This window comes from Cellulomonas denverensis, assembly GCF_012396125.1.
In the GTDB taxonomy this organism is placed as follows: domain Bacteria; phylum Actinomycetota; class Actinomycetes; order Actinomycetales; family Cellulomonadaceae; genus Cellulomonas; species Cellulomonas denverensis.
The window spans coordinates 489,771-509,500 of the sequence record NZ_JAAXOX010000003.1; the positions used below are offsets into that span (position 1 = coordinate 489,771).

At 73.8% G+C, this 19,730-nt stretch carries 19 protein-coding genes; 16 read left to right on the top strand and 3 right to left on the bottom strand.

The annotated features are described in order from the left end of the window. The first annotated feature begins 20 nt into the window (after positions 1–20). From rpsB to dxr, 8 genes are all read left to right on the top strand, one after another. A complete protein-coding gene (gene rpsB / locus HGA03_RS09090; protein ID WP_168629910.1) occupies positions 21–971 on the top strand; it encodes a 30S ribosomal protein S2 in 951 nt (316 codons plus the stop codon). Between the two features lie 30 nt (positions 972–1,001). After that, entirely contained in the window at positions 1,002–1,847 is an 846-nt protein-coding gene (gene tsf / locus HGA03_RS09095; protein ID WP_168629911.1) for a translation elongation factor Ts, read from the top strand. 101 nt (positions 1,848–1,948) lie between these two features. Beyond that, a complete protein-coding gene (gene pyrH, locus HGA03_RS09100; RefSeq protein ID WP_239073552.1) occupies positions 1,949–2,695 on the top strand; it encodes a UMP kinase in 747 nt (248 codons plus the stop codon). A gap of 41 nt (positions 2,696–2,736) precedes the next feature. After that, positions 2,737–3,294, top strand: a complete 558-nt coding sequence (gene frr, locus HGA03_RS09105; RefSeq protein ID WP_168629912.1) for a ribosome recycling factor — start codon at positions 2,737–2,739, stop codon at positions 3,292–3,294. A 7-nt stretch (positions 3,295–3,301) separates the two neighbouring features. Beyond that, a complete protein-coding gene (locus HGA03_RS09110; RefSeq protein WP_168629913.1) occupies positions 3,302–4,147 on the top strand; it encodes a phosphatidate cytidylyltransferase in 846 nt (281 codons plus the stop codon). Positions 4,148–4,193: 46 nt separating this feature from the next. Continuing rightward, on the top strand, positions 4,194–5,318 hold the full coding sequence (rlmN, locus tag HGA03_RS09115; RefSeq protein WP_168629914.1) for a dual-specificity RNA methyltransferase RlmN: 1,125 nt from the start codon (positions 4,194–4,196) through the stop codon (positions 5,316–5,318). 2 nt (positions 5,319–5,320) lie between these two features. After that, complete coding sequence (locus HGA03_RS09120; protein ID WP_168629915.1) at positions 5,321–5,878, top strand: DivIVA domain-containing protein; 558 nt, start codon at positions 5,321–5,323, stop codon at positions 5,876–5,878. Between the two features lie 10 nt (positions 5,879–5,888). Beyond that, positions 5,889–7,076, top strand: coding sequence for a 1-deoxy-D-xylulose-5-phosphate reductoisomerase (gene dxr / locus HGA03_RS09125; RefSeq protein WP_168629916.1), 1,188 nt, complete (start codon positions 5,889–5,891; stop codon positions 7,074–7,076). Positions 7,077–7,082: 6 nt separating this feature from the next. Here the strand turns inward: dxr and HGA03_RS09130 are convergent, their stop codons facing one another. Continuing rightward, positions 7,083–8,537, bottom strand: a complete 1,455-nt coding sequence (locus HGA03_RS09130; protein ID WP_168629917.1) for an NAD(P)/FAD-dependent oxidoreductase — start codon at positions 8,535–8,537, stop codon at positions 7,083–7,085. 185 nt (positions 8,538–8,722) lie between these two features. Between HGA03_RS09130 and HGA03_RS09135 the strand changes: the two genes are divergently transcribed. From HGA03_RS09135 to HGA03_RS09150, 4 genes are all read left to right on the top strand, one after another. Beyond that, complete coding sequence (locus HGA03_RS09135) at positions 8,723–9,850, top strand: GGDEF domain-containing protein (RefSeq protein WP_168629918.1); 1,128 nt, start codon at positions 8,723–8,725, stop codon at positions 9,848–9,850. A 67-nt stretch (positions 9,851–9,917) separates the two neighbouring features. Beyond that, on the top strand, positions 9,918–11,231 hold the full coding sequence (locus HGA03_RS09140) for a M50 family metallopeptidase (protein ID WP_203767378.1): 1,314 nt from the start codon (positions 9,918–9,920) through the stop codon (positions 11,229–11,231). Positions 11,232–11,273: 42 nt separating this feature from the next. Further along, entirely contained in the window at positions 11,274–12,428 is a 1,155-nt protein-coding gene (ispG, locus tag HGA03_RS09145; RefSeq protein WP_168629920.1) for a flavodoxin-dependent (E)-4-hydroxy-3-methylbut-2-enyl-diphosphate synthase, read from the top strand. Positions 12,429–12,484: 56 nt separating this feature from the next. After that, complete coding sequence (locus HGA03_RS09150; RefSeq protein WP_239073551.1) at positions 12,485–13,345, top strand: GNAT family N-acetyltransferase; 861 nt, start codon at positions 12,485–12,487, stop codon at positions 13,343–13,345. 91 nt (positions 13,346–13,436) lie between these two features. Here the strand turns inward: HGA03_RS09150 and HGA03_RS09155 are convergent, their stop codons facing one another. Further along, complete coding sequence (locus HGA03_RS09155) at positions 13,437–14,315, bottom strand: Fpg/Nei family DNA glycosylase (RefSeq protein ID WP_168629921.1); 879 nt, start codon at positions 14,313–14,315, stop codon at positions 13,437–13,439. 336 nt (positions 14,316–14,651) lie between these two features. Between HGA03_RS09155 and HGA03_RS09160 the strand changes: the two genes are divergently transcribed. Next, a complete protein-coding gene (locus HGA03_RS09160; RefSeq protein ID WP_168629922.1) occupies positions 14,652–16,460 on the top strand; it encodes a proline--tRNA ligase in 1,809 nt (602 codons plus the stop codon). A 60-nt stretch (positions 16,461–16,520) separates the two neighbouring features. On the opposite strand, the gene HGA03_RS09165 is transcribed toward HGA03_RS09160, so the two are convergent. Beyond that, positions 16,521–17,582: a DUF4439 domain-containing protein gene (locus HGA03_RS09165; RefSeq protein WP_168629923.1), complete on the bottom strand. Its 1,062-nt coding sequence runs from the start codon at positions 17,580–17,582 to the stop codon at positions 16,521–16,523. A gap of 168 nt (positions 17,583–17,750) precedes the next feature. On the opposite strand from HGA03_RS09165, the gene HGA03_RS09170 reads away from it, so the two are divergent. The 3 genes from HGA03_RS09170 to HGA03_RS19585 all read left to right on the top strand — a co-directional run bounded on the left by HGA03_RS09170 (position 17,751) and on the right by HGA03_RS19585 (position 19,700). Then, positions 17,751–18,281: a ribosome maturation factor RimP gene (locus HGA03_RS09170; RefSeq protein WP_168629924.1), complete on the top strand. Its 531-nt coding sequence runs from the start codon at positions 17,751–17,753 to the stop codon at positions 18,279–18,281. 1 nt (position 18,282) lies between these two features. Beyond that, on the top strand, positions 18,283–19,368 hold the full coding sequence (nusA, locus tag HGA03_RS09175) for a transcription termination factor NusA (protein ID WP_168629925.1): 1,086 nt from the start codon (positions 18,283–18,285) through the stop codon (positions 19,366–19,368). An 86-nt stretch (positions 19,369–19,454) separates the two neighbouring features. Beyond that, positions 19,455–19,700: a YlxR family protein gene (locus tag HGA03_RS19585; RefSeq protein WP_378083937.1), complete on the top strand. Its 246-nt coding sequence runs from the start codon at positions 19,455–19,457 to the stop codon at positions 19,698–19,700. Positions 19,701–19,730 lie beyond the last annotated feature (30 nt).

A 19,730-nucleotide genomic window follows, 5' to 3' on the forward strand; every position in this document is an offset into this window, starting at 1 on the left:
GTGCGCCGGAAGGACGTGCCATGGCCGTCGTGACCATGCGCCAGCTGCTCGAGAGCGGTGTCCACTTCGGGCACCAGACCCGTCGGTGGAACCCGAAGATGAAGCGCTTCATCTTCACCGAGCGCAACGGCATCTACATCGTCGACCTGCAGCAGTCGCTGTCCTACATCGACCGCGCCTACGAGTTCGTCAAGGAGACCGTCGCCCACGGCGGCAGCATCCTGTTCGTCGGCACCAAGAAGCAGGCCCAGGAGCCGATCGCCGAGCAGGCCGCCCGCGTGGGGATGCCCTACGTGAACCAGCGCTGGCTCGGTGGCATGCTGACCAACTTCCAGACGGTCAACAAGCGACTGCAGCGGCTCAAGGAGCTCGAGCTCATCGACTTCGACGACGTCGCGGGGAGCGCCTTCACCAAGAAGGAGCTGCTCATCATGCGTCGCGAGAAGGACAAGCTCGCCAAGACCCTCGGCGGCATCCGCGACATGGCCCGGGTTCCCTCGGCCGTGTGGATCGTGGACACCAACAAGGAGCACCTGGCCGTCGACGAGGCGCGCAAGCTCGGTATCCCGGTCGTCGCGATCCTGGACACCAACTGCGACCCCGACCAGGTCGACTACCCGATCCCGGGCAACGACGACGCCATCCGCGCCGTGCAGCTGCTGACCCGCGTGATCGCCGACGCCGCGGCCGAGGGCACCATGGCCCGCCACGCCGCCCGTTCCGGCCAGACCGAGGGTGCCGCCGCCGGCACCGCCGCCGAGGCCGAGCCGCTGGCCGAGTGGGAGCGCGAGCTGCTCGCCGGTTCCGAGGCCGCCGAGTCGCCCGCCGCCGAGGCCGCTGCCGAGACCGACGGTGCCCCCGCCGGTGAGGCCGGCCCCGCCGAGGGTGCCGCCGTCCCGGGTCAGGACGCCGCTCCGGCCGTCGAGGAGGCCGCCGAGGCCGCCGCGAACGAGTCCGACTCCGCCAACTGACCCCCACGACCCACAAGGACGGATACACAGATGGCGAACTACAGCCTCGCTGACATCAAGGACCTCCGTGAGGCCACCGGTGCCGGCATGATGGACGTCAAGAAGGCCCTCGAGGAGGCCGACGGCGACAAGGACAAGGCGCTGGAGATCATCCGCGTCAAGGGCCTCAAGGGTGTCTCCAAGCGCGAGAGCCGCTCCGCGTCCGACGGTCTGGTGGCCGCCGAGGTCATCACCGCCGGTGACGGGGAGAACGAGGTCGGCGTCATCGTCGAGGTGAACTCGGAGACGGACTTCGTCACCAAGAACGCCACCTTCATCACCCTGGCCGACAAGGTCCTCGCCACCGCGGTCGCCTCCGGTGCCCGCGACGCCGACGCCCTGCTCGCCGCGGACGTCGACGGCAAGCCGCTGTCGGAGATCGTGGACGAGACCGCCGCGGTGCTGGGCGAGAAGCTGGTCGTGCGCCGCGTGGAGCGCGTCGCCGGCGAGAAGGTCACCGTCTACCTGCACAAGGTGAACAAGGACCTCCCCCCGCAGGTCGGCGTGCTGGTCGCCACCGACGCCAAGGGTGCGGAGATCGCCCGCGACATCGCCACCCACATCGCGGCGTTCTCCCCGCAGTACCTGACCCGCGACGAGGTCCCGGCCGACACGGTCGCGAACGAGCGCCGGATCGCCGAGGAGACCTCGCGCAACGAGGGCAAGCCGGAGGCCGCGCTGCCGAAGATCGTCGAGGGCCGCCTGAACGGGTTCTTCAAGGAGGTCGTCCTGCTGGACCAGCCCTTCGCCAAGGACCCGAAGAAGTCGGTCGGCCAGGTGCTCACCGAGGCTGGTGGCACCGTGACCGGCTTCGTCCGGTACCGCGTCGGCGCCTGACGCACCCCGCATCCGGTGGCCCCGGCCCGCACAGGGCCGGGGCCACCGGCGCGAGCACCATCAGCACCACCTGCCAGCCGACGACTCCCGGAGGAATCCCCATGGCCACCATGATCGACGAGACGACCGGCGAGGCGCGTACCGCACGGCGGGTGCTGCTGAAGCTGTCCGGCGAGGCGTTCGGCGGCGGCTCGATCGGGCTGGACGCCGCGGTGGTCCGCCGGATCGCCAGCGAGATCGGCGCCGCGGTGGCCGAGGGCGTGCAGGTCGCGATCGTGGTGGGCGGCGGCAACTTCTTCCGTGGTGCGCAGCTGGCCACGATGGGCCTGGACCGGGCCCGGGCCGACTACATGGGGATGCTCGGCACCGTGATGAACTGCCTGGCGCTGCAGGACTTCCTGGAGCAGGCCGGGGTGAGCACCCGGGTGCAGACCGCGATCACGATGGGCCAGGTCGCCGAGCCGTACATCCCGCTGCGGGCGATCCGGCACCTGGAGAAGGACCGCGTGGTGATCTTCGGCGCCGGCGCGGGCCTGCCGTACTTCTCCACCGACACCGTCTCGGTGCAGCGCGCGCTGGAGACGCACTGCGACGAGGTGCTGATGGGCAAGAACGGGGTGGACGGCGTCTACACCGCCGACCCGCGCACCGACCCCACCGCCCGCCGCCTGGACCACCTGACGTACACCGAGGCCATCGTCGGCGAGCTCGGCGTGATGGACTCCACCGCGCTGAGCATGTGCCGGGACAACGGCGTGCGGATGCGGGTCTTCGGCCTGGAGGAGCCGGGGAATGTCACCCGGGCACTCCGGGGTGAGAAGATCGGGACCCTGGTCACCGAGGACTGACCCACCCACCGTCCGAGGACCACAGAACCAAAGGAGCCACCGTGATCGACGACATCCTCCTCGAGGCCGAGGAGAAGATGGACAAGGCAGTCGAGGTCGCCAAGGAGGACTTCGCGGCGATCCGCACCGGCCGTGCGAACGCCGCGATGTTCAACAAGATCGTCGTGGACTACTACGGCGCGCCCACGCCGCTGCAGCAGCTCGCGTCCTTCCAGGTGACCGAGGCCCGCACCGTGCTGATCTCGCCCTTCGACAAGTCGGCGATGTCCGCGATCGAGAAGGCGCTGCGCGACTCCGACCTCGGGGTGAACCCGAGCAACGACGGCAACGCGATCCGGATCATCCTGCCCGCCCTGACCGAGGAGCGGCGCAAGGACTACGTGAAGCTGGCCAAGACCAAGGCCGAGGACGCCAAGATCTCGATCCGCAGCGTCCGCCGCCGGGCCAAGGACGCGCTGGACAAGCTGGCCAAGGACGGCGACGCCGGTGAGGACGAGGTCGCCCGGGCGGAGAAGGAGCTGGAGTCCCTGACCAAGGGGCACGTCGACACCATCGACACCGTGCTCTCCGCCAAGGAGAGCGAGCTCCTCGAGGTCTGAGGCAGTCATGTCCACCACCGTCGCCCCCACCACACCCACCCGCGCCGGCCGGAATCTCCCGGCCGCGGTCGGGGTGGGTCTCGGACTGCTCGCCGCCGTCGCCGCCTCGCTGATCTTCCGCAAGGAGGTCTTCGGGGTGGTGGCGGTGGTCGCCGTGGGCGTCGGCATCTGGGAGCTGGCGCAGGCCTTCGCCCGCCGCGGGGTGCACATCCCGCTGCTGCCGCTCCTGGTCGGGGACATCGGAATCCTGGTCTCGGCCTACGTCGCCGGCCCGGAGGCGCTGTTCGTCGCCTTCGTGCTCACCGTCGGTGGCCTGGTGATCTGGCGGGTGCTGGACGGGACCGGCCCCGCCGCGCTGCGCGACGCCACCGCCGGGGCGTTCGCCGCCGCCTACCTGCCGCTGATGGGCGGCTTCGTCATGCTGATGCTGGCGGCCGAGGACGGGGCGGCCCGGGTCGCGCTGTTCGTGCTGCTGTGCGTGGCCAACGACACCGGTGGCTACGCCGTCGGGGTGCTCATCGGGCGGCATCCGCTGGCCCCGTCGGTCAGCCCCAAGAAGACCTGGGAAGGTCTGGCGGGGTCCGTGGTGTTGGCCTGTGTGGTCGGGGTGCTCGGTGTGCACCTCATGTTCGACGGTGACCCCGCGGTGGGGGCGCTGCTCGGGGTCGCGGCCGTGGCGGTGGCCACGCTCGGTGACCTCGCGGAGTCGCTGCTCAAGCGGGACCTCGAACTCAAGGACATGGGCAGCGTGCTTCCCGGCCACGGCGGAGTGCTGGACCGGATCGACTCGCTGCTGCTCGCCGCCCCCGTGATCTACCTGCTGCTGCACGCCCTGCAGCCGGTCGCGGCCTGACCCGTCCGGGCGCACCACCTCAGCCGACAACACGCCGGAGCCTCGCATGACCTCGACCCCCGTTGCCCTCAACCTGTCCACCCCCGCCCGGGGTGCCCGCGGCAAGCCGCCGAAGCACTTCGCCGACCTGACCCCCGCCGAGCGGGTGGAGAAGGTCGTGGAGCTGGGGGAGAAGCCGCTGCGCGCCAAGCAGCTGGCCACCCACTACTTCAGCCACCTGACCTCGGACCCGTCGGCGATGACCGACCTGCCCGCGGCCACCCGCGACCTGCTGGTGGAGGCGCTGTTCCCGCCGCTGCTCACCCCGGCGCGCACGCTGCGGGCGGACGGCGGCACCACGGTCAAGACGCTGTGGCACCTGTTCGACGGTGCGAAGGTCGAGTCGGTGCTGATGCGCTACGCCAGCCGCTCCACCCTGTGCGTGTCCTCCCAGGCCGGCTGCGGCATGGCCTGCCCGTTCTGCGCGACCGGCCAGCTCGGCCTCACCCGCAATCTGTCGGCGGCGGAGATCATCGAGCAGGTGCGCTCGGCGGCGCGGTCGCTGGCGGCCGGCGAGGTGCCCGGCGGCGAGTCCCGGCTGTCCAACGTGGTGTTCATGGGCATGGGTGAGCCGCTGGCGAACTACAAGACCGTGCTGGCCACGGTGCGCGCGCTGACCGCCCCGGTGCCGGAGGGCTTCGGGATGAGCGCCCGGAACATCACGGTGTCGACGGTGGGCCTGGCCCCGGCGATGGACCGACTGGCCAAGGAGGGCATCCCGGTCACCCTGGCGCTGTCGCTGCACGCCCCGGACGACGAGCTGCGCTCCGAGTTGGTCCCGATGAACAGCCGGTTCTCGGTCAAGGAGGTGCTCGATTCCGCCCGCGGATACTTCGAGGCCACCGGCCGCCGGGTGTCGATCGAGTACGCGCTGATGCGGGACATCAACGACCAGGCCTGGCGCGCCGACCTGCTGGGCACCGAGTTGAACCGGCGCGGGCGCGGCTGGGTGCACTGCAACCCGATTCCTTTGAATCCGACCCCCGGTTCGAAGTGGACGGCGAGCGATCCCGCGGTCGAGGCCGAGTTCGTGGCACGCTTGCGCGCACACGGCATCCCGACCACCGTGCGGGACACCCGGGGCAGCGACATCGACGGCGCCTGCGGTCAGCTGGCGGCTGAGGAGGACTGAGAATGAGCGACGGCGGCATGTTCCGCAGGGTGTCCGGGATGAAGACCGGGTACCACACGGAGGAGGTCGACGACTTCTTCGCTCACGCCCGGACCGTGTACGAGCAGGGACCGGCCGGCGCGCTCACCGGGAAGGACGTACGCACCGTCGCCTTCGACCTGGTGCGGCACGGGTACTCCACCACCGCGGTGGACGCCGCGCTGGACCGCCTGGAGGCCGCCTTCGTGGCGCGGTCCCGGGCCGACTTCATCAACGAGCGTGGCCGTCAGGCCTGGCTGGAGCACCTGGCCGACCAGGCCCGCACGCTGTACGGCCGGCTCACCCGTCCGGACGGGGAGCGCTTCGCCCCGCCGACCGGCCGGAAGACCGGCTATGACGCCGCGCAGGTGGACGACCTGTGCCACCGCCTGATCGCCTACTTCGACCGGAACGAGCCGCTGGCCGCCCAGGAACTGCGCACCGCGGTCTTCGCCCGGGCCCGGGGCAACCACGCCTACGACGAGGGACCGGTGGACGCCTTCCTGGAGCGGGCGGTCGACGTCCTGCTCGCCGCGGAGTGAGCCGGGCGGCATGACCGCGCCCCGCGAGGTCGTCCTGCTCGGCTGCACCGGCTCGATCGGGGTCCAGGCCGAGGACGTGATCCGGCGCAACCCCGGGCGGTTCCGGGTCACCGGACTGGCCGCCGGGGGAGCCGACCCCGAGGCGCTGGCAGCCCAGGCGGTGCGACTCGGCGCGCAGACCGTCGCGGTCGCCGACCCGGGCGCCGCCGGTGCGGTGCTCGCCGCCTACACCCGGCACGCCGCGACCGCCGGTCTGCGCCAGGCCGGCATCGAACTGCTCACCGGGCCGGAGGCCGCCGCCCAACTGGCGGCCCGGCCGGCGGACGTGGTGCTGAACGGCATCACCGGGTCGGTCGGCCTCGGTCCCACCCTCGCCGCGCTGACCGCGGGCAACACCCTGGCGCTGGCGAACAAGGAGTCCCTGGTGGTCGGCGGCGCCCTGGTGCGGGCCGCCCAGCAGCGCCCCGGGCAGATCGTCCCGGTGGACTCCGAGCACTCCGCGATCGCCCAGGCGCTGCGTGGGGGCCGCCGCGAGGAGGTGCGCCGCCTGGTGCTGACCGCCTCCGGTGGGCCGTTCCGCGGCCGCACCCCCGACCAGCTCACCGCGGTCACCCCGGAGCAGGCGCTGGCGCACCCCACCTGGCGGATGGGCCCGGTGGTGACGATCAACTCGGCCACCCTGGTGAACAAGGGCCTGGAGCTGATCGAGGCGCACTGGCTGTTCGACGTCCCGGCGGCGGACATCGAGGTGGTGGTGCACCCGCAGTCGGTGGTGCACTCGATGGTCGAGTTCACCGACGGGTCGACGCTGGCGCAGGCCTCGCCGCCGGACATGCGGCTGCCGATCGCGCTCGGACTGAGCTGGCCGGACCGGGTGCCGGAGACCGTGCCGCCCTGCGACTGGAGCACGGCGGCCACCTGGACCTTCGAACCGCTGGACTCCGGGACGTTCCCGGCGGTGGGACTCGCGCGGGCGGCAGTGGCGGCCTCGGCGACCCACCCGGCGGTGCTGAACGCGGCCAACGAGGTCGCGGTGGCGGCGTTCCTGGCCGGGGCGTGCCCGTTCCCGGCGATCGTGGCCACCGTTGAGCGGGTGCTGTCCGAGCACCGGGACGGGGTGGACACCACCACGCTCGACCAGGTGCTCGCGGCGCAGGAGTGGGGCCGGGTGCGCGCGACCGAGCTGCTGGGGCGCTAGCCGGTCTCAGGCCCAGCCGTGTTCGGCGGCCCGGGTGAGCGCGCCGTCCGACCCGGTGAGCAGGTCCGCGAGCACCCGCCCGGAGAGGTTCGCCGCCGCGAGCGGTTCCGGGCCGTGCCCGCCGATCCACGCCAGGCCGTCCGCGGTGACGCCCACCGGGTAGGGGTCGGCGGCGGCGCGGGTCCAGGACCAGGCGTGGCTGACCGGCACCGTGGCCAGGTCGGGGAACAGGTCGGCGGACATCGCGCGCAGCCGGCGCACCGCCCGGGCCGTGGCGCCCCGGTGGGCCGGATCCGATGCGGTGGCGTTGGTGCCGGCCTGACGGCGGGAGACCGCCCCGACCGCTGCCCCGGCCCAGTAGGCGCCGGCCGGTCGGGTACCGCCGGGCCGTCGCCCGAGCCCCGGGAGGACGCCGATCAGGACGAGCCGGTCGTCCGACGTCCGGACCGCGCGCAGGTCCGGCGGTTCGGCGGGGAGTGCGCCCCACGGCTGGGCCACGCCCCCGAGTCTGCGGCGGGCCGGGCGGTCGGGGGCGGCGGGGGCGTGGGCGTGGGCGTGGGAGGGCTCCGTCCCCTGCCCCACCGCGGCCGTCCGCCCGACGGGCCAGGGCCACCCACCCGAGCGGGCCACGTGCAGCAGCTGGCCGCGCCGCAGCCCGATCCGCTCCCAGCGCGCCGCCTCGATCGGCACCGTCGCCAGCGCGACCTCGCCCACGGTCCGCGGCGACCAGACTCCGCCCGGCACGGTGGCCGCCCCGGTGGCCTGGACGATCCGGTCGGCCCGGACGGTGCCCTGGTCGGTGACGACGGCGCCGGGGCTGATCCGCACCGCCCGGGTGTGCTCGGCGATCCGGGCGCCCCGGGACTCCAGGGCGCCGGCGAGCCCACGCAACAGCCGGACCGGGTGCACGGTGGCGCAGTCCGCGGTGCTGACCCCGCCCAGGGCGCCGGGCACCAGGACCCGGCGGCCCAGCGCTCCTGGGTCCAGCGACTGGTCGTCGGCACCCGGGTCCAGGGCGGCACGCACCCGGGCCAGCGAGCGGGGGTCCCGGGCGACCCGCAGCGCGCCGCGGAACCGGAAGTCGCACTCGATCTCCTCGGCCGCCGCGGTGCCGCCGACCTCGACCACCGCGTCCCGCAGCAGCGCGGTGGCCAGGGTGCCGTGTCCGCCGGGGTGGGGGTGCAGGGCACCGGTCCAGGCGGAGCAGGCGCCGGTGCCCTGGCCGCTCGCGCCGCCTGCCACCGTTCCGGCGTCGATCAGCAGGATGTCGAGCGCCGGATCGGCGTCCAGCAGCGCCCACGCCGCCCACAGGCCGCTCGCCCCGGCGCCGACCACGACCACGTCCGCGGTGGTGTCGCCGTCCAGCGGGGGAGCAGGGGCGTAGTCGGGGTCGTTGTCGTGCCAGAGCGGGACGGCGCGCGGTTCGGTCTCGGTGCGCCAGGCCAGGGCGGGCAGGCTCATGGAGTCAGCATCGGCGTCCGTGCGGGGAACGGCAACGGCGGTGGGGCCGGGCCGCGCCCGGGCACGGAGCACACCGGTGGCCATCGCGCGGGCGGCCGGCGAGCGGCTGGGTTCCGTGGGGGTCGGCAGGGTGAAGTCGTCCCCGGACCGCTGACGCCCCGGTGCACCGCCGGTACCGTGCCCGCATGAGCGCCCCGTACCGGGAGGTACCGATCGCCCGGCGTGCGGACGACCCCACCACCGCGGCGATCCGGCGGGTGTTGCTGGTCTGCCTGGCGGTGGGGCTGGTGGCCGTGGTGGCGGTGGCGGTGTTGCGCTGGTCCGACCTGTTGGTGCGCTGGACCTCGCCGGCGCTGGTGGGGGTGATCGGGCTGTTCGCCTGGCTGGTGCTGCGCCGGCCGCGGGCGGTGCTGCCGGTGGCCCGGCTGGTGCTGGTGGGGCTGGACCTGGTGTGGCTCGCGCTGCTGGCGGCCCGGTTGTCGATCAGCCCGGCGGACGGGGGTGGCTGGGACTCGCTGTTCCCCACCGTGTTCATGGGACTGGCTCTGTTCACCGTGATCGGGTACGTGGTGTTCGGCACCCGCCCCGCGGGGCTGCACGCGGCGGCGGTGGTCCTGGCGGTGTTGGTGGTGGGACCGATCGGGCTGCTCACCCCGCCCCGGGACACCGGGCACCTGCTGGATCTGGTCCGCTACGCGGTGTACCTGGCGGTGCTGGCGGCAATGCTGCACGTGCTGGCCCGGAGCAAGGAGCAGGCGGCCCGGGCGTACCAGGCTGCCCGCACCGCCAGTGCGGAGGCGGCGAGCATGCGGGAGATGGCCTACCGCGACCCGCTCACCGGTGCGGCGAACCGGCGCCGGCTGGAGGACGAGCTGGTGTACCAGGCCCGGCTGGTGGCGGCCGGGATGCCGGTGGCGCTGCTCTACCTGGACCTGGACCGGTTCAAGGACGTGAACGACACCCACGGGCACGACACCGGGGATCGGGTGCTGACCGCGGTGGCGAGGGTGCTGGAGGGGGCGCTGCGCTCCGGCGACCTGGTGGCCCGGCTGGGCGGCGAGGAGTTCGTCGCGGTGGCGCCGGGACTGACCGCGGACGGGGCGGCGGAGACCGCCGAGCGGTTGCGGGTGCTGCTGCCGGAGGCGATCGGTGCCCAGGTGGGGGTGCCGGTGACCGCCAGCGTCGGGGTCACGATGCTCCGGGCGGGGGAGGGCCCGCACGAGGTGATCGCCCGGGCGGATGCGCTGATGTACCGGGCCAAGCGGGACGGGCGGAACCGGGTGGCCGCCGACGTCGGCCCGCACAATCACTGAACGTCCAGCCGGTCCCCAGGAATCTGGGGCACCATGGTGCGGTTCTCGCAGTCAGGATGGAGGGGTGATGGCCTACGCGATCGGCGTGCTGGTCCTGATCGTGGGCGTGTTGGTCTCCATCGCGCTGCACGAGGTGGGCCACATGGTCCCGGCCAAGAAGTTCGGTGTCCGGGTCAGCCAGTACATGGTCGGCTTCGGCCCGACCCTGTGGTCGCGCACCCGCGGTGAGACCGAGTACGGCGTGAAGGCGATCCCGCTGGGCGGCTACGTCCGGCTGATCGGGATGTACCCGACCCCGGAGGCGGTGGGCAACCCGCCGGTGCGCGGCTGGTTCAGCCGGATCGCGGCCGAGGCCCGGGAGGCCAGCGCCGAGGAGATCCGCCCCGGGGAGGACCACCGTGCGTTCTACCGGCTGTCCACGCCCAAGAAGCTGATCGTGATGCTCGGCGGCCCGGTGATGAACCTGGTGATCGCGGTGGTGCTGCTCGGCGTGGTCTACGTCGGGATCGGCATGCCGCAGTCGTCGACCACCCTGGCGTCGGTCAGCGAGTGCGTGCTGCCCGCCGGGTCCACCGCCACCAGCTGCTCCGCCGACGACCCGCAGTCGCCCGGTGCGGCGGCCGGGCTGGAGCCGGGCGACCGGATCGTGTCCTACGACGGCCAGGCGATCAGCTCCTGGGACCAGGTCTCCGGGCTGATCCGCCAGGACGCGGGCCGGACGGTACCGGTGGTGGTCGAGCGCAACGGCGAGCAGGTCACACTGCAGCTCACCCCGGTGGCCGCCGAGCGCCCGCAGGTGGACGACCAGGGCCAGGTGGTGACCGACGCCGACGGCGACCCGGTCTACACCGAGGTCGGCTTCGTCGGGATCAGCCCCGCGGACGAGCTGGTGCGCCAGCCGGTGTCCGAGGCGCTCGGCGTCACGGCGCAGGCGACCTGGGAGACGGCCAAGGCGGTGGCGACGCTGCCGGTGACGGTGGTGAACACGGTCAGCTCCGCCTTCGGTGGCGGCGAGCGGGATCCCAACGGGGTGATCAGCCTGGTCGGTGTCGGCCAGATCGCCGGCCAGATCGGCGGCTCCGACGCGGCGGGCTTCTCGATCGCGGAGCGGGTGGCGAGCATGTTGTCCCTGCTGGCGTCGTTGAACCTGGCGCTGTTCGCCTTCAACCTGATCCCGCTGGTGCCGCTGGACGGCGGGCACGTGGCGGCGGCGATGTGGGAGGGCATCAAGCGGCAGACCGCCCGGCTGCGGCACCTGCCCCGGCCCCGGCCCGCCGACGCCGCCCGGTTGCAGCCGGTGGCGCTCGGGGTGTTCGTGCTGCTCGGCGGCATGAGCGTGGTGCTGATGCTGGCCGACATCGTCAACCCGATCACCGGCTGAGCCCCGAGGTGCGGGCCGGGTGCACGGTGCGATGATGAGCCGGTGACCACGCCGATCGCCCTCGGGATGCCCGAGCCGCCCGCGCCGGTGCTGGCCCCCCGCCGCCCGACCAGGAAGATCCGGGTCGGCTCGGTGGAGGTCGGCGGCGACGCCCCGGTCAGTGTGCAGTCGATGACCACCACGGTCACCGCGGACGTCAACGCCACCCTGCAGCAGATCGCCGAGCTGACCGCGGCCGGCTGCGACATCGTGCGGGTGGCGGTGCCCAGCCAGGACGACGCGGACGCGCTGCCGGCGATCGCCCGCAAGTCGCAGATCCCGGTGGTCGCGGACATCCACTTCCAGCCGCGCTACGTCTACGCCGCGATCGATGCCGGCTGTGCGGCGGTCCGGGTGAACCCGGGCAACATCCGCGCGTTCGACGACCAGGTGCGCGGGATCGCCCGCGCCGCCGAGCAGGCCGGGGTGTCGCTCCGGATCGGGGTGAACGCCGGGTCGCTCGATCCGCGGCTGCTGGCCAAGTTCGGCCGGGCCACGCCGGAGGCGCTGGTGGAGTCGGCGGTGTGGGAAGCCTCGCTGTTCGAGGAGCACGACTTCCACGACTTCAAGATCTCGGTCAAGCACCACGACCCGGTGGTCACGGTGCGGGCCTACGAGCTGCTGTCCGAGCGGGGCGACTGGCCGCTGCACCTGGGCGTGACCGAGGCCGGCCCGGCGTTCCAGGGCACGATCAAGTCCGCCACGGCCTTCGGCGCGCTGCTCAGCCAGGGCATCGGCGACACGATCCGGGTGTCGCTGTCCGCCCCGCCGGTGGAGGAGGTCAAGGTCGGCATCCAGATCCTGCAGTCGCTGAACCTGCGGCCGCGGAAGCTGGAGATCGTGTCCTGCCCGTCCTGCGGGCGTGCGCAGGTGGACGTCTACTCGCTGGCCGAGCGGGTCACCGCCGGGCTGGAGGGCCTGAGCGTGCCGCTGCGGGTCGCCGTGATGGGCTGTGTGGTCAACGGACCGGGGGAGGCCCGGGAGGCCGACCTGGGGGTGGCGTCCGGGAACGGCAAGGGCCAGATCTTCGTCAAGGGCGAGGTGGTCCGGACGGTGCCGGAGTCCGCCATCGTGGAGACCCTGATCGACGAGGCGATGCGGATCGCGGACGGCATGACGCCGGTGGACGGTGCCGCGCCGGTGGTGCGGGTGTCGTGAGGGACGTGGTGACGGCGGCGGGGCCCGGCGTCCGCAGCGGCCCGGGGACCGGACGGGTGCTCGGGGACGAGGACCTGCCCGCGGCGCTCGCGGTCTGCGGGCTCGACCCGGTGGCCTCGGTGCTGGCCACGGTGCGGCTGGAGCAGGCGGCGCGGATCGGACTGCGCCGCACCGGTGGTCACCTGTGGGGGTACCAGGTGGACGGCCTGCTGGTCGCGATCTGCTGGTCCGGGGCGAACCTGGTCCCGGTGATCCCCGCGCTGCCGGACGTGGATCCCGCCCGCGCCGCGCTGATCACCGAGCACGCCCTGGAGGCCTTCGGGGCCTTCGGCCGGGCGCAGGGCCGGCGGTGCTCGTCCATCGTCGGCGAGGCCCCGGCCGCACTCGGACTGTGGGACCGGCTGCGGCCCGCCTGGGGTCACGTGCGCGAGGTGCGCGACGACCAGCCGTCGATGGTGCTCGACCACGACCCCGCCGTCGCCCCCGACCCGCAGGTACGGCTGAGCCGTCCGGAGGAGTTCGACGCGCTGCTGCCGGCCTGTGTCCAGATGTTCACCGAGGAGGTCGGTTACTCCCCGCTGGCCGGCTCCGGTGGGGCGTACGAGGCCCGGGTGCGCGGGCTGATCCGCGACCGGCGGTCCTACGTCCGGATGGACGCCGATGGCCGGGTGGTGTTCAAGGCCGAACTCGGCGCCGTCGCCGGAGGTGTCGCGCAGGTGCAGGGCGTCTGGGTACGCCCGGACCGGCGCGGTGCCGGGCTGTCCGAGGCGGGGATGGCGGCGGTGGTCGCCCAGACCCGCCGGGAGGTCGCGCCGGTGGTGTCGCTGTACGCGAATGCCTACAACGCCCGGGCAATGGCGGCGTACCGGAAGGTCGGTTTCCGTCAGGTCGGGACCTTTGCCACCGTGTTGTTCTAGTCGCTGCACGTAGTGGCGGCCGCCGCGGTTCCCAGGTCGGCGATTCCGGCGCTCGCCGACGACAACGCCCCGGCGTCACCGCCGGCCTGCCTCACTTCAACAGCCGGGACATCCGCCGGTCCGCCAGCGGCTTGCCGCCGGTCTGGCAGGTGGGGCAGTACTGCAGCGAGGAGTCGGCGAACGACACCTCGTGCACGGTGTCCCCGCAGGGCACCCCGTTCCAGCCCGGGCACGGTTCGCCGGTCCGGCCGTGCACCCGCATCCCGCGCCGCTTGCTGTCCTTGAGCTCGGCGGCCGGCCGCCCGGCGGAGGCCTCGATCGCCTCGGTCAGGACGGACAGCACCGCGGCGTGCAGCCGGGCGGTGTGCGCGGCGTCGAAGGACCGGGTGAGGGCGAACGGGCTGGTCCGGGCGACCAGCAGGATCTCGTCCGAGTAGGCGTTCCCGATCCCGGCGATGGTGCCCTGATCGCGCAGCAGGCCCTTGATCTGCTGGTTCTTGGCGGCCATCAGCTGCGCCAGGCGTTCGACGGTGAACTCCGGTGACAGCGGGTCGACGCCGAGGCTCGCGACCTGGGGCACCTGGGCCGGATCGTGCACCAGGTAGACCGCCAGGCGTTTGCGGGTGCCGGCCTCGGTCAGGTCGAAGCCGGAGTCGTCGTCCAGCCGCAGCCGCAGGGCCAGCGGTGAGCGCCCGGGCCGGACCGGGGTGCGCGGCAGCGGGTCGGACCAGCGCAGCCAGCCCGCCCGCGCCAGGTGGAAGACCAGGTGCAGGTCGGCCCCGACCGCGAGGTCCAGCCACTTGCCGTGCCGGTCCACCCCGGTGACGGTGCCGCCGACCAGCGCGTCCGGTGGCGGATCGAAGGTCTTCAGGGCACTGATCGCCCCCACCTCGACGGCGGTGATCCTCCGGCCGGCGGTGCGGTCGCGGAGGAATCCGGCCAGGGACTCCACTTCGGGCAGCTCGGGCATACCCACATCGTGGCGCAGACCACCCCCATTTGGCTGCCCGCACCCGCCAGTGTGAGCGGTTCCGACTCACGGTTCGGGCCGGTCGTGGCACCTGTCATGGTCCCTATGACATAGAGTCGTAGCGACACCTCGTCATGGGGTGTCCTTCCACAGCAGGGGCCGCCCGCGGGCGGTGTGGAAGAGCGTCCCCCCGGTGCCTCGGTGCCGGGACGGGCGCCAGGGACGTCCGGCCGGATAAGCACAGGGGACTGGCCGGGCACGCCCCCGCAGGCCGTACCGCGGCCTGCGGGGGTGACCTGGGGCCCGGCAGCGGCGCGCCGCACTAGGCTGCACCCCATGCTTCTACGCCTGTCCACGCTCTTCCTGCGCACGCTGCGCGAGGACCCCGCCGACGCCGAGGTGGCCAGCCACAAGCTGCTCATCCGCGCCGGGTACATCCGCCGGGCCGCGCCCGGGATCTACACCTGGCTGCCGCTCGGCCTGCGGGTGCTCGGCAAGGTCGAGCGGGTGGTGCGCGAGGAGATGAACGCCGCCGGTGCGCAGGAGGTGCACTTCCCGGCGCTGCTGCCGCGCGAGCCCTACGAGGCGACCGGCCGCTGGACCGAGTACGGCCCGAACCTGTTCCGGCTGCAGGACCGCCGCGAGGTGGACTATCTGCTGGCGCCGACCCACGAGGAGATGTTCACCCTCCTGGTCAAGGACCTGTACTCGTCCTACAAGGAGCTGCCGCTGGCGCTCTACCAGATCCAGACCAAGTACCGCGACGAGGCCCGGCCGCGCGCCGGACTGATCCGCGGGCGCGAGTTCATCATGAAGGACGCCTACTCCTTCGACCTGGACGACGCGGGCCTGGAGGCGTCCTACCAGCGCCAGCGCGCGGCCTATCAGCGGATCTTCGACCGGCTCGGCCTGGAGTACGTGATCGTCGCGGCCACCTCCGGCGCGATGGGCGGCTCGCGGTCCGAGGAGTTCCTCACCCCGACCGCGATCGGCGAGGACACCTTCGTCCGCTCGCCGGGCGGGTACGCCGCGAACGTCGAGGCGGTCACCACCGTGGTGCCGGAGCCGGTGGACGCCTCGGACGTCCCGGCCGCGCACGTCGAGGACACCCCGGACACCCCGACCATCGACTCGCTGGTGGCGCTGGCCAACGCCCAGCACCCGCGCCCGGACCGGGAGTGGACCGCCGCGGACACCCTGAAGAACGTGGTGCTGGCGCTGGTGCACCCGACCGGGGAGCGCGAGCTGCTGGTGGTCGGGCTGCCCGGCGACCGGGAGGTCGACCTCAAGCGGCTGGAGGCCAACGTCGCGCCGGCCGAGGTGGAAACCGCCGTGGAGGCCGACTTCGCCGCGCACCCGGAGCTGGTCCGCGGGTACATCGGCCCCGCGGTGCTCGGCCCGAACGCCGACGGCAAGGCGGCCGGCGAGGAGGGCCGCACCGCGGTGCGCTACCTGCTCGACCCGCGCGTGGTGGACGGCACCCGGTGGATCACCGGCGCGAACCAGTCCGGCAAGCACGTCTTCGATCTGGTGGCGGGGCGGGACTTCACCGCCGACGGCACCGTGGAGGCCGCCGAGGTGCGGGCCGGGGACCCGGCGCCGGACGGGTCGGGTCCGCTGGAGCTGGCCCGGGGGATCGAGATCGGTCACATCTTCGCCCTCGGCCGCAAGTACGCCCAGGCACTGGGGCTGACCGTGCTGGACCAGAACGGCAAGGCCCAGGTCGTCACGATGGGCTCCTACGGCATCGGGGTGTCCCGGGTGCTGGCGGCGCTGGCCGAGGCGAACCACGACGACAAGGGACTGGCCTGGCCCGCGCAGGTCGCCCCGGCCCAGGTGCACGTGGTCGCCACCGGCAAGGACCAGACCGTGTTCGAGGCGGCCGAGGCGCTGGCGACCGCCCTGGACGCCCGCGGCATCGAGGTGCTCTACGACGACCGGCCCAAGGTGTCGCCGGGGGTCAAGTTCGCCGACGCGGAGCTGCTGGGCGTGCCGCTGGTGGTCGTGGTCGGCCGCGGACTGGCCGACGGCGTGGTGGAGGTCCGCCCCCGGGTGGTCACCGCGGACGGGCCGCAGTCCGAGCAGGTGCCGGTCGCCCAGGCGGCGGACCGGGTGGCGGAGCTGGTGGACGCGATGCGGGCCTGAGTGGCCGCGACGGCCCGGCCGGGAATGTTCCCGGCCGGGCCGTCGTGTGTCCGGAGCGGGTCAGGACGAGGCGCTGGGGCTCGGTTCCGGGGTGGCGAGCCGGTCCATCCCGGGCAGCGCGGTCGCCGTGCCGCCCCAGGAGAGCAGGTCGGTGGCGGCCTCGCGCAGCCGGTCGACCAGGACGTGGCGGTCGGTGCCGTCCGCCGTGCTGGCGAGCACCGCGTCGGCGTGCACCTCGGTCAGCCGCTGTTCGAGCCCGGCGCAGAACGTCCGGGCGGCGTCGGCATCCGCCGGGGTGCCGCCCAGGTCGTAGCTGACCCGGCGCGGGTCCTGGCCGGTGTCGGCGACGCCCGCCTGCCGGGCCCACTCCTCGGCGCGGGCACGGTGGGTGCGGGCGGCGGCCAGGGCCTGCGCGCGGGCGTCGTCGGCGAGCCGGGCGGCGGCGACCTCGTAGCCGAAGCCGGCCTGGTCCTCGGCGGCGATCAGCGCGGTCATCGTGGCGGCGTCCAGCCCGGTGCCGGCGGCCGCGGTGGCCGAACCGTCGCCGGAGCCCGAACCGTCCGCCTCGCCGGCGGTGGGGTCGGCGGCCGGCTCGGGGTCGTCGGTGGTCAGCGGCGGGACATCGGTGCCCAGAGCGGCGGCGAGCTGCACTGCCTGCTGGGCGCGGGCGGCGGCGATCACCGCGAGCAGCCGGGCCATCTGCGGGTCGGCGACCGACAGCGCCTCGGTGCGGGCCCGGATCGCGGTGCTGCCCAGCAGGGTGAGCAGCTCGTCGGGGCCGGTGAGCGCGGCCGTGGTCGCGGTGGGGGAGCCGGTGGGCTGCGGCAGCCCGGAGTCGTAGACCCCGCCGAGCTGGGCGGCCTGCTCGGCGGCGGCGTCCTGCACCAGGGTCAGCACCGGGGCGAGGGCCGGGTCGGCGCCGTCGATGAGCTGCCCGGCCCCGTCGGCGAGGGCCAGCGCGTCGTCCACCGCGGCGGCCCGCAGCGTCTCGGCGGCGTCCGGGGACGGTTCGGTCGGGTCCGGGGTCTCCAGGCGCAGTCCGCAGCCGGACAGGGCGAGCACGGCGACGGCGACCGCCGCGGCCAGGCGGTGACGGGTACGGGGTGTGGACGTGGCGCTCATCACGCGCGATCCTGCCATGGACTGCGGGGCCTCCCGGAGTCAGTACGCTGGGCCCAGCAAGGGACGGCCCCGCCGTACCGATGCGACGCGCAACGTATGACAACCGCACAACGTCAGCTCGCCTCGCCGGTCGGTGCCGTCCGACGACAGCCGACTTCTGGAGGACTCATGTCCGCGCCGAGCAGCGAGATCCGCCCGCTCGTGGAACCCCTGGTGTCCGCCGCCGGGCTGTGGCTGGAGGACGTGGAGCTGGTGCGCGAGAGCGGCCGGCACGTGCTGCGTGTGGTGGTCGACGCCCCCGAGGACGCCGACGACTCGGTGGACCTGGACGCGGTCGCCGCCGTGACCCGCGCCGTCGCCGAGGCCCTGGACTCCGTGGACCACCGCCTGCCCGAGCGCTACACCCTGGAGGTCTCGACCCGGGGTGCCACCGCGCCGCTGACCGCCCGGCGGCACTACGCCCGGGCGATCGGCCGGCTGGTGGTGCTGGAGCTGGCCGGCGGCGGGGCGCTGCGCGGCCGGCTGGTCGCGGTGGAGCCCGAGGGCGAGGCGGAGGCGACGCTGGTCGTCACGCCGGAGACGCCGGGGGTGAAGGGCCGTCCGCCCAAGGTGGGGGAGCCGGTGCGCACCCCGCTGTCGGCGGTGCGGGCGGGTGTGGTCGAGGTGGAGCTGCGCGGCGGCAAGGACGAGGAGGACTGACATGGACATCGACATGCAGGCACTGCGGTTGATCGAGCGCGAGCGCGAGATCAGCCTGGACATCCTGGTCTCCGCGATCGAGCAGGCACTGCTGTCCGCCTACCACCGCACCCCGGACGCCTACCCGGACGCCCGGGTGGAGCTGGACCGCCGCACCGGCCACGTGACGGTGTGGGCGCGCGAGCGGATCACGGTGCCGGCCGCCGAGCCGCCGGCGGGCGAGGACGAGGACGGCGCCGCGATCGTCGCCACCCCGCCGCGCACCGAGCTGGGCCCGGAGTTCGACAACACGCCGACCGGCTTCGGCCGGATCGCCACCGCCACCGCCCGCCAGGTGATCGTGCAGCGGCTGCGCGACGCCGAGGACGACCAGGTGCTCGGCCAGTTCCGGGACAAGCAGGGCGAGGTGCTCTCCGGGGTCATCCAGCAGGGCCGCGACCCGCGGGTGGTGCTGGTGGACGTCGGCGGCACCGAGGCCGTGCTGCCGCAGCACGAGCAGGTCCCCGGCGAGGAGTACCCGCACGGCGCCCGGATCCGGGCCTACGTGCTGGACGTCTCCCGCGGACCCAAGGGCCCGCAGATCACGCTGTCGCGCACCCACCCGAACCTGGTGCGCAAGCTGTTCGAGCTGGAGGTGCCGGAGATCGCCGAGGGCAGCGTGGAGATCACCGCGCTGGCCCGCGAGGCCGGGCACCGCACCAAGATGGCGGTGCGCTCCCGGGTGCAGGGGCTGGGCGCCAAGGGTGCCTGCATCGGCCCGATGGGCGCCCGGGTCCGCGCGGTGATGGCCGAGCTGCAGGGCGAGAAGATCGACATCGTCGACCACTCGGACGACCCGGCGGAGATGGTGGCGCACGCGCTGTCGCCCGCCCGGGTGGTCTCGGTCACGGTGGTGGACCCGGACACCCGGGCCGCCCGGGTGGTCGTGCCGGACTACCAGCTGTCGCTGGCGATCGGCAAGGAGGGCCAGAACGCGCGACTCGCGGCCAAGCTGACCGGGTGGCGGATCGACATCCGGTCCGACGCCGCCGAGGGTTCCGGCCCGGCTCCGGAACCCGCCGCGGGGGCCGACGGTCTCAGCCGTTGACCTCGCGCGCTAGACTTGATGAGGCTGGGCAGGTCGTGCCCGGCATTCCCCGTGTGCGTGGCAGGTCGAATCCTGTCCGCACCTGCGTGGGATGTCGGCGGACCGGCCCGAGGTCGGCCCTGACGCGGGTCGTGGCCGCGCCCGTCACCTCCGGGGGGATCGCCCCCCGGGACCTGGTGGTGGACGTGGCCCGGTCGCTGCCGGGCCGGGGGGCGTGGCTGCACCCCGACCCTCACTGCCTCGAGCTCGCCGAGCGCCGTCGTGCGTTCCCCCGGGCCCTGCGGATCGCAGGACCGGTGGACACGACCGCGGTGCACCGGCAGCTCGGGTGATGAGGGGAACCGGCCACCGGGACCACCGGT